General features: G+C 36.7%; 21 protein-coding genes. 11 read left to right on the top strand and 10 right to left on the bottom strand.

Translation table 11 applies throughout. The annotated features are described in order from the left end of the window. From BLR53_RS07115 to BLR53_RS07095, 5 genes are all read left to right on the top strand, one after another. A partial coding sequence (locus BLR53_RS07115) for a transposase (protein WP_143007841.1) occupies positions 1-378 on the top strand: 378 nt, incomplete at its 5' end. Further along, positions 371-718 carry a hypothetical protein gene (locus tag BLR53_RS07110; RefSeq protein WP_074588419.1) on the top strand — a complete coding sequence of 116 codons (348 nt, stop codon included), beginning with the start codon at positions 371-373 and terminating at the stop codon, positions 716-718. The genes BLR53_RS07115 and BLR53_RS07110, both read left to right, overlap by 8 nt. Before the next feature lie 221 nt (positions 719-939). Then, positions 940-1,884: an ABC-three component system protein gene (locus BLR53_RS07105; RefSeq protein WP_074588414.1), complete on the top strand. Its 945-nt coding sequence runs from the start codon at positions 940-942 to the stop codon at positions 1,882-1,884. Beyond that, positions 1,884-2,126, top strand: a complete 243-nt coding sequence (locus tag BLR53_RS07100) for an ABC-three component system middle component 8 (RefSeq protein WP_074588408.1) — start codon at positions 1,884-1,886, stop codon at positions 2,124-2,126. The genes BLR53_RS07105 and BLR53_RS07100 overlap by 1 nt, the downstream gene beginning before the upstream one ends. Continuing rightward, positions 2,113-3,933, top strand: coding sequence for a DUF2326 domain-containing protein (locus tag BLR53_RS07095; protein WP_074588403.1), 1,821 nt, complete (start codon positions 2,113-2,115; stop codon positions 3,931-3,933). The genes BLR53_RS07100 and BLR53_RS07095 overlap by 14 nt, the downstream gene beginning before the upstream one ends. Before the next feature lie 25 nt (positions 3,934-3,958). On the opposite strand, the gene BLR53_RS07090 is transcribed toward BLR53_RS07095, so the two are convergent. The 6 genes from BLR53_RS07090 to BLR53_RS07065 form a co-directional block, all read right to left on the bottom strand. Next, positions 3,959-4,285: a hypothetical protein gene (locus BLR53_RS07090; RefSeq protein WP_074588400.1), complete on the bottom strand. Its 327-nt coding sequence runs from the start codon at positions 4,283-4,285 to the stop codon at positions 3,959-3,961. Positions 4,286-4,574: 289 nt separating this feature from the next. Beyond that, positions 4,575-4,907 carry a hypothetical protein gene (locus BLR53_RS07085; protein WP_074588397.1) on the bottom strand — a complete coding sequence of 111 codons (333 nt, stop codon included), beginning with the start codon at positions 4,905-4,907 and terminating at the stop codon, positions 4,575-4,577. Positions 4,908-5,078: 171 nt separating this feature from the next. Then, complete coding sequence (locus BLR53_RS07080; protein ID WP_074588394.1) at positions 5,079-5,384, bottom strand: hypothetical protein; 306 nt, start codon at positions 5,382-5,384, stop codon at positions 5,079-5,081. After that, positions 5,384-5,731 carry a hypothetical protein gene (locus tag BLR53_RS07075; protein ID WP_074588392.1) on the bottom strand — a complete coding sequence of 116 codons (348 nt, stop codon included), beginning with the start codon at positions 5,729-5,731 and terminating at the stop codon, positions 5,384-5,386. The genes BLR53_RS07080 and BLR53_RS07075 overlap by 1 nt, the downstream gene beginning before the upstream one ends. Before the next feature lie 5 nt (positions 5,732-5,736). Then, positions 5,737-6,054, bottom strand: a complete 318-nt coding sequence (locus BLR53_RS07070) for a hypothetical protein (protein ID WP_074588391.1) — start codon at positions 6,052-6,054, stop codon at positions 5,737-5,739. 94 nt (positions 6,055-6,148) lie between these two features. Continuing rightward, positions 6,149-6,403, bottom strand: coding sequence for a hypothetical protein (locus BLR53_RS07065; protein WP_074588387.1), 255 nt, complete (start codon positions 6,401-6,403; stop codon positions 6,149-6,151). 333 nt (positions 6,404-6,736) lie between these two features. On the opposite strand from BLR53_RS07065, the gene BLR53_RS07060 reads away from it, so the two are divergent. Both BLR53_RS07060 and BLR53_RS07055 read left to right on the top strand, forming a co-directional pair. Beyond that, complete coding sequence (locus BLR53_RS07060) at positions 6,737-7,036, top strand: hypothetical protein (protein ID WP_074588383.1); 300 nt, start codon at positions 6,737-6,739, stop codon at positions 7,034-7,036. Positions 7,037-7,181: 145 nt separating this feature from the next. Continuing rightward, positions 7,182-7,637 carry a hypothetical protein gene (locus BLR53_RS07055; protein ID WP_074588381.1) on the top strand — a complete coding sequence of 152 codons (456 nt, stop codon included), beginning with the start codon at positions 7,182-7,184 and terminating at the stop codon, positions 7,635-7,637. A 455-nt stretch (positions 7,638-8,092) separates the two neighbouring features. Here BLR53_RS07055 and BLR53_RS07050 read toward each other — a convergent pair whose 3' ends face one another. Next, entirely contained in the window at positions 8,093-8,371 is a 279-nt protein-coding gene (locus BLR53_RS07050) for a winged helix-turn-helix transcriptional regulator (RefSeq protein ID WP_262496582.1), read from the bottom strand. Positions 8,372-8,591: 220 nt separating this feature from the next. Between BLR53_RS07050 and BLR53_RS07045 the strand changes: the two genes are divergently transcribed. Beyond that, positions 8,592-9,437, top strand: a complete 846-nt coding sequence (locus BLR53_RS07045; RefSeq protein WP_037444318.1) for an SDR family oxidoreductase — start codon at positions 8,592-8,594, stop codon at positions 9,435-9,437. 150 nt (positions 9,438-9,587) lie between these two features. On the opposite strand, the gene BLR53_RS07040 is transcribed toward BLR53_RS07045, so the two are convergent. Next, positions 9,588-10,385, bottom strand: coding sequence for an SDR family oxidoreductase (locus BLR53_RS07040; protein ID WP_074588379.1), 798 nt, complete (start codon positions 10,383-10,385; stop codon positions 9,588-9,590). A gap of 130 nt (positions 10,386-10,515) precedes the next feature. Here BLR53_RS07040 and BLR53_RS07035 point away from each other — a divergent pair, with 130 nt between their 5' ends. Beyond that, entirely contained in the window at positions 10,516-10,875 is a 360-nt protein-coding gene (locus tag BLR53_RS07035) for a winged helix-turn-helix transcriptional regulator (RefSeq protein WP_037444323.1), read from the top strand. Positions 10,876-10,945: 70 nt separating this feature from the next. Here BLR53_RS07035 and BLR53_RS07030 read toward each other — a convergent pair whose 3' ends face one another. Then, positions 10,946-11,437: an OsmC family protein gene (locus tag BLR53_RS07030; RefSeq protein ID WP_074588580.1), complete on the bottom strand. Its 492-nt coding sequence runs from the start codon at positions 11,435-11,437 to the stop codon at positions 10,946-10,948. 146 nt (positions 11,438-11,583) lie between these two features. Continuing rightward, the gene (locus tag BLR53_RS07025; RefSeq protein ID WP_037444517.1) at positions 11,584-12,162 is read right to left on the bottom strand and encodes a fasciclin domain-containing protein; all 579 of its coding nucleotides are present in this window, start codon (positions 12,160-12,162) and stop codon (positions 11,584-11,586) included. 333 nt (positions 12,163-12,495) lie between these two features. On the opposite strand from BLR53_RS07025, the gene BLR53_RS07020 reads away from it, so the two are divergent. Together BLR53_RS07020 and BLR53_RS07015 are read left to right on the top strand one after the other, a co-directional pair. Continuing rightward, a complete protein-coding gene (locus BLR53_RS07020) occupies positions 12,496-12,837 on the top strand; it encodes a PadR family transcriptional regulator (protein WP_037444334.1) in 342 nt (113 codons plus the stop codon). Further along, complete coding sequence (locus BLR53_RS07015) at positions 12,834-16,034, top strand: glycosyltransferase family 117 protein (RefSeq protein WP_083332030.1); 3,201 nt, start codon at positions 12,834-12,836, stop codon at positions 16,032-16,034. Before BLR53_RS07020 ends, BLR53_RS07015 begins: the two co-directional genes overlap by 4 nt. Positions 16,035-16,077 lie beyond the last annotated feature (43 nt).

Genomic DNA, 16,077 nt, shown 5'->3' with positions numbered 1-16,077 from the left:
AGAAGGCCTGATGCCTGGTCTGAGAGCCAGAAAGAGCGAGCTGATCTATTATTTGAAAGATATCCTAAACTTAAGCAAGCTTACAACTTAAGCCTAAACCTGAGTAACATCTTCGAGAAAACCACCGACAAACTTTATGGTCTGGCAAGACTTGCCAAATGGCATGAGGCGGTAAGGCAATCAGGCTTTAAGTCGTTCAATACGATTTCAAGATCCATTCAGCACCATTATGAAACCATCCTAAACTACTTTGATAGTCGTTCCACGAATGCTTCAGCTGAGTCTTTCAATGCAAAGATAAAGGCATTTAGAAGCCAGTTTAGAGGAGTAAGAAGAACTGAGTTTTTCTTGTCTCGCCTAACACAAATGTATGCTTAAAAACACCCTTAGTCCACAAGTTTTTGACTTGATCCAAGACAAAACCAAAGGTTTTATTATTGGTGGGTTAGTTCTTTTTACAGTCTCAGCAGTTTCAACAGGGATTTGCTTCAACTTATGGAGCGATTACGTAAAGATGAAAGATAATGATATAAAGTTTAGAATGGTGCGACAGATCGCCCCTAACCTAGCATATCAGGCCGACACTTTATATTACCCAAACCCCGAAAGAATGGAAAAGAAGACCAGGCAATTGGAAGCACAGCAACTTGCCCTAGCACAAGCCGAGGCAGCTGCTAAAGAAGTAGAGAAGGAAGCTATATTGGCAAGAGAAAAATAAAAAAACTTAAAAAAAGGTAATAACTCTTTGATGGCTAATGGTTTTTACTCTTCTCAACTGTATGTCTCAATTGACAAAATAGTATTAGCCCCTTGCCATTTATAGAATCGAGTCGAAAGCAGCTACCTGAATTGAGAAATAGCATTATTTTTGAACGTTGATTTGAAAAATGATATTGTATATTGTGTTTTCTTTTTACAAATTGTTAATAATTAAGGTCAATGGATTATAGACTGGAACTGCTTGATAGTTCAACATACGAAGAACTAATAAATTGTATATGCACTAACATTCTTGGAAAGGGCGTAGTTTCATTTGCGCCTGGTAAAGATGGAGGTAGAGATGGAAAATTTGTTGGTACCGCAGAAAATTATCCTTCAAAAACGAATCCTTGGAATGGTAAATTTATTATTCAGGCAAAACATACAGCAAACCCAATAGCTTCCTGTGCTGACTCAGATTTTGAAAGACTAATTCTAAACGAAGAAGTTCCTAAAATAAAAAAATTAATTGCTACTGGTGATATTGATTGCTATATAATCTTTACTAATCGCAAGTACTCTGGTATTTCAGGAGAGAAATTATTAAAAAAAATTCAAACAGCAACAGGGCTGAATAATGTTGCAATTATTGGTAAGGAAACTTTAAATAATAACTATATTAATACAAGTAAAGAGTTAATTAGGCAATTTGGGCTTAGCAAGCATCATATTCCTTTTGATTTTTCAGATGAAGAAATTAAGGAGATAATTTTGATGTTCAAATCTCAGTTATTCACTATTGAAACAGAATTAAAAGTTAAGGTCGATAATGTTAAGTACGACTTCGACCATTTGGAAAAGGAAGAGAAAAATAAAAAAAACAAGTTAGGAAAAGAGTATTATGAAAATGTAATTTTATCAAGTTCATTAATGGACTTTGATAAAATTCAGCATTTTCTTGATTCAGAAAACAACACTCTTTTTAAGGAGTATTATTTTGATATAGCCTCTGAATTAAATCAAATTATTACTGTGCAAAGAGACAATTTTGGAAGCTTCGAAGAGATTTTTGTTTTTATTTACCAAAAGGTTTGTGATGGCAGTATCGATTTAAAGGGGAGCAAAAGACATGTCTTGACATTTTTGCATTACATTTACATGGAATGTTTAATTGGAATTAAATAATGTTAAAACCAGATCGCCATACTAACCCCGACTTTTCGGTAATAAATATAAGTGCATTCGTATTAAGACAGATGAAGTCTCAATATAATATTAGCTATGATCGTTTACTCGAAAAAGTAATTAAGGGCATGGGCGAAAATGCGAAAGAAAATTATCCTTATGCCTTAAATTTTTTGTATCTTATGGGAAAGTTAACTTACAAAGAATCAACAGATACATTCAGCTACAATGAAACTAAGTAAGCTATACGCCAATAATGAAACTTTTAAAAATATAGCATTTAATCTTAGTGGGATTAATGTTATATATGCTGACGTTCAAACTAATTTGGATGATCATAAGAACTCTCATGATCTAGGTAAAACAAAGATTGCGGAATTGATCGATTTCTTGTTACTGAAAACGGCTGACCAAAAGAAGAGTTTTTTGTTTAAGTTAAAAAATGAAGAGGGAGTATCTTTATTTCAGGAGTATGTTTTTTATCTCGAGATACAACTTAATGATGGAAGATATTTGACAATTAAGAGAGCAATCAATAATAATACAAAAATCAGTCTCGTTGTAAATGTTCAGAAAACTGAAGGATTTATTGAGCCTACGAAATGGGACTATGAAGACGTATCGCTAGATAAGGCGAAAATGTTAATTGCTGATTTTTTAAACTTTAATTTCTTTTTTAATAAGCCTTATGATTTTAGGAAAGCACTTAGTTATAGCTTAAGAACACCTCCTGACGACTATAAAGATGTTTACCAACTTAATAAGTTCTCTAATGGTAAACACATATATTGGAAACCTTTTATTTTCGATCTTTTAGGATTCGATGGTGAACTATTGGCCAAAAAATATGATAATGATGAACAAAGGGAGGAAATCGCGAAATTTATTGAGTCCTTAAAGAATGAATACTCTATCAGAATAGAAGATAGAGATGATTTGGTTGCTCAGATGCAGCTTGTAGAAGCTCATTCGGCCGAGGTTACTGACAATATAGATAAATTCAACTTTTATGAACAAGACAAAGAATTAATAAAAAAGGGGATAGATGATATTGAAAACTCAATAAGCGATTTCAATAGTGCCGTATATCGCCTTACTTACGAATTAGATAGATTGCAAAAGTCAATCTCCAATAACTTTGCTTTTAATATCGACAAGGTTCAGAAAGTGTTTAATGAAGCTAACCTGTTTTTTCCAGAACAACTCAAATATGATTACAATTCCTTAATGGAATTTAACAAAAAACTAACTAGCGAGAGAAATAAACTGATAAAAACCACGATTAAAAAGAAACAGAAAGAATTATCAGAAATCAATGGTCAGCTTCAATTATTGAATGAAAAAAGAGAATCTTTATTATCCTTTATCCAAGATACAGATACCTTCAGAAGATTTAAACAATATCAGAAGGAATTAGTGAAAATTGAATCTCAAGTTTTTGCCTTAAAAGAAAAAATAAAGCATATTGATACTATTCTAAACAAAGAGAAAGAAAGCAAGAAACTACTGGAAGAAATTCAAGAGACTGTAAACAAACTTAATAAGATATACCAGTCGACCGAAGATAATAAGAAATATTCCGACATACGAGCTAAGTTTGCAGCTTACTATAAAAGAATAATGGATGAGGATGCTAGAATCTCATGGAATATAAATACCAGTGATAATGTTGATTTCCCGCAACCAAAGGTTCATGAGAAGTTGGGAGATAAACGTGTAACAGCGAAGGATGAAGGAAACACTTACAAAAAATTATTATGCGTAGCATTTGACTTAGCAGTTCTTGCTAGTTATAATAATGAATCATATTTTAGATTTGTTTACCACGATGATGTTCTTTCCCAACAAGATCCTGGAGTCAAACACAGGCTATTGTCACTAATTCACGAATTAACAACAAAATTTGATATCCAATACATCATCTCCGTCATCAAATCAGATTTACCAATTGATGAAAATGATCAATTACTGTATTTTCCAGATAATGAAATTATATTGACTCTTAACGACAAAGATGCAACGGGAACCTTATTTGGCTTTGAGTTCTAAGAACAATATGTGTTAGAGTTTATGTTTAATTAAATTTCTCATAATACCCTTCTTTCAATTCCCTCTGAAGTTGGACAATCCTAATATCCATCATAGTCTGATAATAATTTTTACCCTCTGTGATATCATCCAGATGTTTTACTAGCAATTTTATACCCCTAAGTGATTTACTATATTTTAAATCATCAACTACTGCAACTATAACTTGCTGATTGGTATCTGTAATTTCATACCTAAAACTTAAATGACCATGATAATAATCTGATTCACCTAAGTAAGAACATGCAACACCATCTATTAATAAGCTGTGATGTAAGTACGTCAATAATTCAATCATTTTATCTTCCAGCACCTTTACTTATTTATTTTTGTACTGATTACCACATAGTTTTACTCAGCTTTTTTCTTTGCTTCATCCAACTTCTTTTCAATCCATTTATCTCTTAAATAGCAGTATGGGAAATATCCCCATAAACACATAAAAAATGCAACGCTATGATTGAACCACAATTCAGCAAAGAACCATTTAATATTCTCTTTCAATCCAATATAGTGACCTACATATGTTGCATGTACAGCTAGTACGAAACAACTATACTAAATCCTAAAATGGCCTTTATATGGCTTTTCATATCATAACTCTAATGCGTCATTAATTCCTGTTCCGCCATAGTAATATCTTCCTGTACCCATCTGTTAATACTATCGTTTAGTTTTGTCGGAAGTGCTTGCAATTTTAGGTGAAATACACGCTCGTTAAACCGACGTCCACCTTCATCTGGGAAACTATAATATATTACAATACTGTCAATTATATTGACATGTTGTACCGTAAAACGTAGTTCTGTTGTGTCTGTTTTCGTATCGGTAGCACCAAGACCATTGAATGTATATTGGACGTTATGTTTATTCTGATTAAGATAAAATACTATTTCTTCCTGTGATAGATCTTCTAAACTTTTTCCTGTTCCCATTATTATATTGTTGTATTTATGCTTACTATTTCAGTATCGGCTTTAAGATCAAACGAAAATTGATAAAGTAAAGGCATATTTCATATTTTTCCAGGTCTACATCTATTTAAAGAGCATGTTGCACTTGCTAGGTAAGTAATCTTATCTAGGCATTGCTGTTTTATGTTTTTTTCATCGTCGGTTTAGATTATCTTCAATCTGTTTAATATCAACAGCAATCTGTTCCATAATATCCTGAGGTATGTTGGTTGATATGGCTGTTAATATATAATATTCTATGTCCTTAATGTCTGTTTCTTTTTTGATATCAATGGAAATCATATTTACATCATAAACATAATTCACATCATAGTTTAGTTGCATTACTTCATCATTGGATCTTATAGTTTTACCTATCTTAATATAAGAGTAGTTTTTATTTAAACCTATGAGTAGGTCTATAGCCTTTTCAACGGTTAATCTTTCTGAATGCCTCATTAATGGTCTCTATTAGTTTTTGCTGCTGCTTCTTTGATATCATCTTGTATGATTTTAATTCTTAAACTTGAATCGTTGATTAATGACTTAGGATATTCATTAAACATCATTGAGTATTCTGGTAAGGATGCAATCATATCCTTATTTTGGTAACGGTCGATATTAATCCTTACACTAAATTTCGCTTTTAAATCACCAGACTTTACTTCATATTCCGCCACAATTAATCCAGGAGTCATTGTTGTAATATCACCAATATATGTAAAAATCATGCTGCTATTATATCCAAATACTTCACTTAGGGTTGAGATTGCGTGCATTCTTTCTGCATTACTTATACCTTGCATAATAGCTATGGGTTTAAATGTGACTCAACAATTAATAGATCAGCTTTAATCAAATCAGTAGTTGCTTGATTCAATTCTGTATCAGGATCTGCAAATATTTTTAAACGTATTGGCCTTGTTTCATGGTTCGGTGGATCAAGTGTTACTATCACTTGAAAACCACCAGTATTTTCATCACTATCAATTTCATACTGAAGTGATAGTTCAGTGTTATTATTTGTTACTATTGGATGTAAAAACCTATATGTGACACCTTCATTCCTTTTAAACACTTGGTGACAACCTGTTTTCACAAAATCTATAAATCCATCTGTAATTTTCATAATACTAATATAGAAAATAGAATCCTGCCAGTCAGTAAAGACATTTCGGATAGCCAGTATATGAGTTTTTAAGAATTAAAACGTCGATTTCATTTCAATACTTAGATTGTTTGAGTGGTTGATTATCATTTGATTCACATTCAATAGTATATAATTTATTTTCAGGTATCCTTACAAAGCCAGTTATTATAAATTTTCCATCTTTAATATCAACAGCGTCCGCAAATGGTTCAGCAAGATAAGTATTGTCAACTAAAATGAACCTATACATCCCAATTTTATCAGGTGTAAGAAATGAGTCAACTGCCTCTTTCGTCAATACTATATTTAATCCCTTAGCTTCGGTCATTACACTAGGATATACTTTGCCGTTTATAGTTTTACCGACTATATTCTTGTAATACTGTTGTAACGCATTGTGGAAAAGGACAGTGCAGATTATTGGCGCATCAATGTAGCGGTAAAACCTTAACTATTTATCGAGCCAGTGGTGAAAGTTTACAGATAGCAATTTGACCACTATGGCTAACATAAAAAAATGAATGCTTATTGTGGAATCAGCGGTTTGCATTATAGAATTATTCGATATTTATATAAAATTATCTTAAGAAATGAAATATCTAAATATTGTCCATAACCACCCATATTAAATTTGATAATCAAAAATTTTAACAATTATTGTATGAATAACTTACTATCAGAAATGACACCAGGAGATATTATAAGTGGCGCAAATAATAAAAACAAGAACAAATTCATTAGGTCCCATTATATTATTTTTTTAGCAGACATAAACAATCCTGATTTTTTTCATGGTGCTATGCTTACGCACGCTGCACGATTCGGAAACATAAAAATGGGAAAAAATTATTTTGAAACCCACAAGACATGCGGGAATGCTTGGGATGTTACATATCACAATAGTTTTATGGCTAAAGATCTTTTGCGAAAAAAAAAGATTGGGCTCCATTTACACAGGTAGGTAAATTGACAACTGAAGGTTTAGATTTCGTTTTGGAAAAATTGGCCGGGCAAGTTGCCATTGATTCTTCATTAAATAGATAGCTTCTAAAGTTGACGCCTTCTATTCCGGCCAAAAAAAATTTGCAACATATATTAATTGATCTATGGAAATAATATTTTCTTTTTTTAAATCCCTCAATCATGAGACTTGGATTGCAGTGTATGCAGCAATCTTATCTACTGCATTAACTCTTCGAGAAATTTATCTCAAACGAGCAAGAATTGATACATCTTATTTCTTTACAGCTGAATATGGTACTCATGATGTCATTACTATATATAACATGTCAGAGAAAAGCATTGCGATCTCTAATTTTGAATTTTTTTATTCAAAATATAAGATACTTTCGTCACGAAAGTATTTAAGTACAGGAAGAGAACAGGATCATATTAACTTCTCAATTGGCTCACATTCCACATTTGATTGGGAGATTGATGAACAGTACAAATTTAAATTGCCAAGTAATAAGAATCTGTACTTAAGGATGAAAGTAATGGGGAAAAGATGCTACCTAGTCAAATGCGTATATGCCCCTAGTCGTTGGTGGTCTTTGCACTGATTTCACTATCTAAACTATGATAATATGCAAATTATCCGTATATTAAGTTCATAGCATTGCAGCTATAATGTACTATGATTTTATTGAGTAATTCATGAGTCAAAATCGAAAAAGCTTAAAAAACGTCAATTAAAGGCTGTTAGCCTACTTTAATAAAGTCCCGTCCGGTCCACTCAAAGGGTATCAAAAACCAGAAAAGCCTGCAAATCGTATGATAACAGGCTTTTCTGGTTTAGCGACTCCCCGAAAACGTCGATCCTAATCCAATGCCCATCTTTGATCGAGGCTACCTATTCTTCTTCTAAAACAGCTTTGGCTTTTTACACGGTATCGCTACGTGAACATTTAAAACTTATTGGCAGTAAATTGAAAATATTTTAGAAAACAGTGTTCTGGCAAGATCATCACATTAGTTTCTATAATAGGAATGATCAGCCCCCTGGCGGGAAAGCCTGTTAGGACATCTTTTCTTTATACTGGTTAACCCAGGCTTCCATGGAATCAAATACATTTGATAAACTAGAACCCTCAGCTGTAAGCTCATACTCAACACGAGGAGGAGACTCGCGATACGCCTTACGGGTAACGAACCCGTCCCGTTCCAGTTCCTTTAATTGCTCTGTAAGTACTTTTCTGGAAAGCCCGTTGATCCGAACATCAATTTCACCAAACCTTTTTGGTCCCAACGCTAAATAATATAGTATGATAGGTTTCCATTTTCCTCCCACCAACATTAAAAAAGAAGTTATTGGGCATTTTACGTTTTCAATCGCCATAGACTCTGTTACCTTAAGGTTACTACTTTTTTCGTTCTCTATTTACTAATTGTTACTTAATAAAACTTTTATTAGTTACTTTGTGAAACAAATGTACATCTTTTCCTAACAATACAATAAATCAATATTGGACACCGGAAAAAATAAGGCAATTATATAAAATATTAAATCTTAAAAAATGAAAATAGGAATCACTGGTGCGACAGGACATTTAGGTCAATTGGTTATCGCAAAATTGAAAACAAAAACAGCTCCCGAAAATCTGGTAGCATTGGTGCGTAACCCTGAAAAGGCGATACAATTGGGTGTTGAGGCAAGGGCTTTTGATTATTCAAAATCAGATGGGCAAGTCGACGCGCTGAAAGGAATCGATGCCCTTTTGCTTATTTCAGGCAGTGAAGTCGGACAACGTATTTCACAACATCAAAATGTAATAAAGGCAGCTAAGGAATCAGGTGTAAAATGGATTGTGTATACCAGTTTACTGCACGCCGCCACTTCTGAAATGGCTTTGGCACCAGAGCACGTGGCTACAGAAAAAGCATTGGAAGAATCTGGCATAACGTACACTATTTTACGTAATAGCTGGTATACAGAAAATTATGCCGCATCTATTCCGGGTTCCGTTCAAGCCGGTGCAGTTATCGGAAGTGCCGGTGAAGGAAAGATTTCCTCTGCTACCCGTGAAGATTATGCAGAAGCTGCCGCAGCGGTCTTAACTACAGATGGGCATGAAAACAAAATCTATGAATTAGCAGGTGATGAGGCCTATACCCTATCCGAATTTGCCGCTGAAATCTCCCGTCAGTCTGGCAAGGATATCCCTTACCATAATTTGTCCGAAGCGGACTTTACTGCTGCACTAGTAAACATTGGCTTACCAGAAGGATTCGCACAAGTTTTAGCAGATAGTGATGCGAAAGCGGCAAAAGGTGCTCTTTTTTCTGATAATAAAACATTATCCCAACTGATCGGACACCCAACTACCCCCTTGGCAACTGTAGTAAAAAGTTTTTTGGTATAAATAAAAATTAACAGGTTTGACCCGCAGGTTGAAGAGATAGGTTTGGAAATATTTAATTTTCAGGCATCCGTACCTAAATAGTTCAATTCAATCAGGAAGAACTGCACTGGCTGTTTTCTTCCTGATTGATGCCATTTGCTAATCCGACCGTTACTTCACTACAGGGAAATTACCTCCATCAATAAAATAATTTGCACCTGTAATGTAAGAGGCTTTTGGCGAGACCAGGAAATTAACCAATTCCGCAGTCTCTTCCGGCTCGGCCATTCTTCCTAAGGGCACCCCGCCAACTCTTTCAAAAAGCGTTTGTGTCATTTCATCGACCGTGATACCAGATTTTTCAGCTAAATCTTTTAAGAACACCTCCATAGCCTCAGTTTTGGTCAATCCTGGAGATACTGTTAGCACCCTCACCCCTTGAGGACCTGTTTCGTCTGCTAAGGCTTTACTATATGCATTTAATGCCGCTTTAGCGGAACTGTAAGCCATGGTTGACTCCCATATCGGAAACTGTCCGCTGGTGGATGATATATGGATAATAACGCCGCTTTTTTGCTGGAGCATTTTAGGCAACAACGCCCGGTCCAAACGCACTGATGACAGCAGGTTTACTTGCAATGCCTGGTCCCAGTCGTCATCTGTCAGCGTACCGAACCCTCCGCCAGGATAAGTATTCGCGCCCATATTATTCACCAGGATATCTACCCCACCAAATAATTCATTAATCTGCCCGGCTACTTTGATCACATCTGCCGGTAATGATAGGTCTGCCGCGATGAAATGATGATCCGAATCTGCTTCTACCGGACTGTTTCGCGCTGTTACGATCACTTTAGCCCCTGCCCTTGCCAACCTGTTTGCGATAGCCTTTCCAATACCTTTTGTACCGCCCGTTACTAGTGCTATTTTTCCTTCCAGGTCTCTGTCCTGATTTTCTTGATTACTCATTTTATAAAAATTAATTTACTTTTGTTTCGCAAAGTAACTAAAGCAAATGCAGGTAATTACTATTCTGCCTGATATTAGCAGTTACCTGGTGGTGACTAAAGGCAATTAACTGGTAACATATAAGTAACTAATGAGAAAAATGCTGCAAAATCCGGAAAACTGTGCTGTAGTACGCACTGTAGGTTATATAGGGGGAAAATGGAAGCCGATCATCCTGATCCGTTTATTAAATGGAGGCAAAGTGCGTTTTGGAAAATTGGCAGTACAAATGCCTGATATATCCCGAAAGATACTTAGTCAACAATTGAAAGAGTTGGAAGAAGATGGTTTGATCCTGCGTTACAGCTACATGGAAAAACCGCCACGCGTTGAATATGAACTAAGTGAGTCTGGTAAAACACTAATCCCTGTTTTGAAAGCCATGTACGACTGGGGCATTCAAATGGAAGACCCCGCAACAAGAGGGACCTGGGATCCAATTGTCAAGTGATCTTTCAACCTGTTAAATTCAATTCCTGAAATAGCTTGGCGTAACATTAGCTTGTCTTCGAAAAAAGTGGTTAAAGTGAGATATCGGGTTTAGCATTTACATTAACCACCGGTACATGTTTCACCGGAAAATTTACAGAGTTCGCAATAAAACATAATTCACTGGCTTTTTTATGGAATTCCATTGCTCTTTCAACCATGGAAGGGTCGGCAACCGTCACCACAGGATTGAGTACAACCTCAACAAAATGACCAGACCCATCTGATTTGGTTACCATCAGGCCGGTCGCGTTGTCAACATAGTCTACTACGACTACTCCCCCGACTGTGCAGACATGCAAATAAGATAAGAGATGACAGGCACTTAGTGCTGTGACCAGCATATCTTCGGGATTATATTTGGTTTTATCTCCTCTGAATGTTGGATCTGCAGAGCCAATAAGAGTTTCCTTTTCTGCGATACCTACTGAATACTCACGCCCATAAGCTTTATAATCAGAAGTGCCCTGCCCCTTGTTTCCATCCCATTTTAAAGACAGTTTGTAGTTATGTTCTCTATTCATCGGAACAAAAATACCAAAAGCTTTCATTTTAATGAGCTACAATCGTAAATGGTTCCTTCCGAACCTCTAGCCAATTCACAAAAAAAGAACGCTTCTGAAACGTCGGTCCAGAAGCGGTCTTTTTGAAGTATTTAAATCTGAAGTCGTTATTTCGGCATCAGCACGGTATCTACTACATGAATGACACCATTTTTTTGGTTTACATCTGCAATAGTTACTGTACTCATTCCACCTTTTGCATCTTTCAGTACCAATTTTTTACCGTCCATCCAGGCCCATAACTTTCCGCCTTCAACAGTTGTCAATTCAGCTTTACCATTTCCGGCTTTAATTGCAGCAGCAATTGCTTTGCTATCCATTTTTCCGGAAACAACGTGATACGTTAAAATTTTAGTCAGTGCAGCTTTATTCTCTGGTTTAAGCAAGGTGGCTACAGTTCCTTTAGGTAGTTTATCAAACGCAGCATTAGTCGGGGCAAATACAGTAAATGGACCAGTTCCTTTTAAGGTTTCTACTAAACCCGCTGCTTTAACAGCTGCAACTAATGTAGTATGATCTTTAGAGTTAACAGCATTATCGATAATATCCTTGGTAGGATACATTTCAGCGCCACCAACCATTTTAGTGTCTGCAGACATTTTCATGCTCGATTGTGCTTTAACTGCTGTTGTTGAAGCAAATGCGATAGCTGCTATTGCAAATGCGGATAAGAATATTTTTTTCATTTTAGTTTTGATATTTGCCATATGTACGGTGGATATACCCGTCACGGTTTCCAAAAAATAAAATAAACTATCAAAACACTGATTTTCAATTCAATAATCGCTTTAAAAACATTACTCCTGACTTAAGCCCTCCTAATTAAATTCGGTAAACCCAAAAAGAAATACACCGGCGGCTGCAGGACAAGAGATCAACCTGCTCATACGTACATGGAGAACTATTTCCATTATTACGACCATTATGATACATAATAAAAGTTGAAAGTAGACTAATATACTATAAATCAGTATGCATAATTTTCTTATGTATATAGGTAAATTATATATATTTGTTTTATGCATATACCAAATAATTTGTTGAAGGGCAGTCTTCAGACTATTATTCTGAACCTGCTTAAGGAGAATGACCGGATGTACGGTTATGAGATCACCCAAAAGGTAAAAGACATCACTAGTGGTGAAATCAAACTGACAGAAGGCGCTATGTATCCCGCGCTTCATAAAATGGAGGCGGAAGGTTTATTGGAAACCAGCACCGAACAAGTCGATAACCGCATCAGAAAGTATTATGCGTTGACATCTGCCGGACTGGAAGCACTTGAAATAAAGGTTCAGGAAACAACCAGTTTTATGGAGAACTTAAAGCTTCTTTTAAACCTCAAACCTGAACGTACATGAAAGCTAGTATCCCGCAACAGGAACAGATCAGGTCTTGTCTGAATGAGTTCGGGCTAACCAGGCAGTTAAAAGATGAGATATATGACCACATTCTCTCCGCACTGGAAAAAGAGAAAGGCGAATCCTTCGACCTCGACAAAATCAAATCTCATATCAAACAGGATTTCAGCGACATAATTAATCAGCCTAAAGTCGTACTTCGTTATAAAAGACTAAATACCTTATTCGGGTGGGGCGTCTTTTTAATTGCCCTGACTACTTATTGGCTGACCATGGAGCCAACAGTAAGCTTTTGGGACTGTGGAGAATTTATAGCAACCGCTAATAAATTACAGGTTGGCCACCAGCCCGGCGCCCCCCTTTTTCTAATGATTGGCAAAATGTTCACTCTACTGGCCATGGGAGAAACCTCAAGAATTGCCTACTGGGTAAACTGGAGTGCCGCAGTGGCCAGTGCAGCAACAATTATGTTTTTATTCTGGACTATTACCGCACTGGCTCTTAAAGTCAAATCCGGAAAAAATCTTCAGTCAAATACCTGGGCGATACTTGCGGCAGGAACTGTTGGCGCCTTAGCTTACACATTTTCAGACACTTTCTGGTTCTCGGCAGTGGAATCTGAGGTCTACGCGTTGTCATCTTTATTTACAGCAATCACCTTTTGGGCAGTATTTCGGTGGGAAAGTACGGCAGACAACCGCTGGCTTTTATTCATCGCATTTATAATCGGACTTTCTATAGGTATCCACCTTCTGAGCCTGCTCATCATTCCGGCAGTCTCCCTGGCCTGGTACTTTCATCATTATTCAAAAACTACTTTTAAAGGTTTGCTGAAAGCATTTCTTGCAGGCTGTGCAATTGTTGGTTTAGTACAATTTATCGTTATCCAATACATGGTTAGTTTTGCTGCGTATACGGATCTGTTCTTTGTAAATGAATTAAAGTTACCATTCGGATCAGGCGCATTAACTTCACTGATTACTATTGCATTACTATTATTTTCAGGAGTTAAATATAGCATCAAAAAACACTATCCAAGATTAAATCTGGCACTACTAAGCACAGTGTTTCTGATGTTTGGATTCAGTTCTTATATGATGATTATTATTCGTGCAGACGCCAAAACTAATATCAACCTGAGTAATCCGGATAACCCTTTTTCTTTATTTGACTACCTGTCCAGAAACAGCTATGGCTCTACCCCGTTACTCTACGGACAGACTTTTGATGCAAAAAACACAGCTAATATCCCCAAAGAAGACACCTACAGGAAGGGGAAAACAAGCTATGAAGTTTCCGGCAGCCGTTACCAGCAGAAATTCGACAGGAACTTAATTTTCCCACGCACCTACAGTCAGAAGCCGGGGCACGTGCAATACTACAGGGACTGGCTGGACCTTGGCGAAAATGAAGGTCCTGATATGTTGTCTAATCTTAAATTCTTCAGTTCCTGGCAGGTCGGATTTATGTACTGGCGTTATTTTCTATGGAATTTTTCCGGCAGGCAAAATGACATACAGGGACAGGGTGAGATTCAAAATGGGAATTGGCTGTCTGGGCTGAATTTTATTGACGGCCCACGTTTAGGCAGTCAGGAAAATCTCCCGGATCGTATGAAAGCTAACGAAGGTCGGAATGTCTATTTCGGCATACCGCTGATTTTAGGAATTTGCGGACTATTATGGCTGAGTAAAAAGGATAAGTCTGCACTGATATTGGTGAGCACCGTTTTCTTTTTTACCGGTATCGCCATCATTCTGTATCTCAACCAGGATCCGCTTCAGGTCAGAGAACGTGATTATGCCTATACGGGCTCCTTCTACGCATTCGCGATCTTTATTGGATTTGGCGTATTCTTCCTGCAAGACAATTTCTCCAAACTGATGAATCCGAAATGGAGCTTGATGCTCGTAACGGCATTTTGTATGCTTACCGTTCCCCTGAGAATGGCCACCCAAAACTGGAATGATCATGACCGTTCTGCTAAAACTACAGCACTGGACTGGGCAAGAAACTACCTGAATTCCTGTGAAAAGGATGCTATATTGTTTACCAACGCAGATAACGATACCTATCCACTATGGTATGCACAGGAAGTTGAGGGTATCCGAACTGACATCAGAGTTATTTCTTTACAGTTCTTACAAGATCCGTCTTTTATTAACCAATTAAGGAAACCGTTAAACGAAAGCCCTGCTATTCCTATGCAGATGAAAGAGGAACAGTACGTTGACGGGGTGCGGGACTATCTACCCTATGTAGATTATGGGATCAAAGACAGTGTGGAACTAAAAGATCTGTTAGCTGTAATGACATCTGAAAATAAGAGTGATCAGGTGGAAATGGCTGACGGTACATTTATGAATTTTCTGCCAGCCAGAAAGCTAAAAATGACAATAGATGCCAATGAGCTTGTCCAAACAGGAACTTTACCAGCAGACGAGATACACAAAGCAGCATCTTCGATGGAATGGACTTTCAAGAAAAACTATGCTGGCAAAGGTGATCTGGCCTTATTTGATATCCTGGTTCAGAACAACTGGAAAAGACCAATATATTTTGCGACTTCGGTATCTGAGGATTCCTATGCCGGTATGGATGATTATCTTTATCTGGAAGGCTATGCCTACCGCCTTCTGCCTATCTCGCATGAGAAAGAGGAACTGCAGGGTAAAAGAGAAAGAACAAATACTATTGTTCTCTATAAAAATATGATGGAGAAACTGGATTTTGCAGGTTTTAAAAAATCGACATATCTGGATCCTGAATCCAGAAGGATTCTGAATTCAACCTGGGAACTAAATAACACATTGACTGCGAACCTTATAAAGGAAGGTAGAAGTAAAGAAGCAGGGTTAGTCTTAAATAAAGGTTTAGATCAGTTACCACTGCGCAATTACAATGTCAGTGATACACTTTACCGGATGTACACGGTGCAAAATCTATATGCTTTAAACAGAACTCAGGAAGCGGAGCAACTTGCCAGGCAAACAGCAGGGTTCCTGGAACAGGAGTTCAACTATGTCTATACCCTGCCGCCTGATTTTCAACGCAGGTATTTACAGGAAATCCGGTTTGGACTTGCCATATTAAACGGACTTGAAGACATCAGCAAAGGTTACAAGCGAGATAAGCTGAGTATCGAACTCCGTCAGCAGTTTATGAAAGCTGCAGACCGGTTTGGAATTAAGGTTTAGCAAATGATTGCATAAAAAAAGGGGCAGTCCGGATTGGACTGCC

This window comes from Pedobacter antarcticus (genome assembly GCF_900103515.1).
GTDB classification, from domain to species: domain Bacteria; phylum Bacteroidota; class Bacteroidia; order Sphingobacteriales; family Sphingobacteriaceae; genus Pedobacter; species Pedobacter antarcticus.
The sequence above is the reverse complement of the archived record's forward strand: the minus strand, read 5'-3'. Positions and strand labels throughout refer to the sequence as shown.